Raw genomic sequence first — 1,269 nt, 5'->3', positions numbered from 1 at the left:
AAATGGTGTTTCACCGGCTGCCTTGATTTCATCCACAAGTTGGACAAATTCATCCCATGTTTCAGGCGCTTTTAACCCTAATGCTTCAAATTTTGTCTTATTGTAATATATACCTGATACATTCGCTGTTAAGGGCACATTGTATACCTTGCCGTTAATGGCATATTTATCAGCGTATTGATTTTTTAAATTATCTAGATAGTCTTGACCAGTCATATCATAGAAGAAACCAGCATTTGCCCATTCTTGGAAGTCAATATTTTGTGGATATAAGTTGATAACATCTGGAACGTCACCTGATAGCATTCTCGTTTTTATGACAGTACCAGCATCCGGTACACTCGTCATTTGCACATCTATATCCGGATGTAATTTTTCAAAATCTTGAATAATTTCTTCTATAGTACCCTCCATCTCCTTCTTTTGATTAAAAAATTCAATGACCGTTTTGCCATTCGTACTTGTTTCTTCAGTATTACCGCATGCAGCTAACGCAAGCACACTGGCAGAGGCGATAACCAAATAACGGAGCTTTTTAAACGTTTTCATGCCACTTTCCTCCTAATTCATTGCTTTAAAATGATAACGGTGCGAAACAAAATCTTCTGTCATTGGCGCTTCATACCATCCCATCCACTCCAATTCGCTACCCGTAAAAACTTCTTTACTAGCCACATTTTCATAGATTTTATCTGATTGAAGTCCATGTAGTTTCACTTGATGAATCGATGCTTGGGCTGTATTCAATACCCCAAAAGTAAAAACTAATATTTCAGATTTGTCTTCATTGGTAAACATCCATGCCGTTTCGTTACCTTCAAAAGGACTTTCTAAACGAGTGAAATCACCGTATTGTACGAGTGGTCGGATCTCTTTATAAGCGGCGACTTGTGTTTTGACTAATTCTTTTTCTGCCGGACTTAGTTGCGTTAAATCTAACTCATAGCCCAATACACCACTCATTGCTACGTCACCGCGGGTATCAAACGGTGTAATACGCCCTGTTTGATGATTGGGTACTGCGGATACATGTGATGTCATCAATGAAGTTGGATAAAATAAGGATGTCCCGTATTGGATATTTAACCGTGCAATGGCATCTGTATTATCACTCGTCCATGATTGAGGCATGTAATATGCGAAACCAACATCAAAACGACCACCACCACCTGAACAACCTTCCCATAAAATATCAGGGTATTTTGTTGTTAAGTGTTCTAGCATTTCATACAAACCTAAAGTATATCGATGTAAGACTTCACCCTGTTT

Annotated in this window: 2 protein-coding genes; both read right to left on the bottom strand. The window is 38.4% G+C overall.

Features of this window, described 5'->3' with window-relative positions; genetic code table 11:
* A partial coding sequence (locus ACRCJ0_RS14345) for an extracellular solute-binding protein (protein WP_431390893.1) occupies positions 1-549 on the bottom strand: 549 nt, incomplete at its 3' end.
* 12 nt (positions 550-561) lie between these two features.
* Positions 562-1,269: alpha-galactosidase (locus ACRCJ0_RS14340; RefSeq protein WP_431390892.1), on the bottom strand; the 708-nt coding region annotated here is incomplete at its 5' end.

The sequence above is a fragment of the Aerococcus sp. L_32 genome (assembly GCF_050689315.1).
This window is presented reverse-complemented; position numbering and strand designations above follow the sequence as displayed.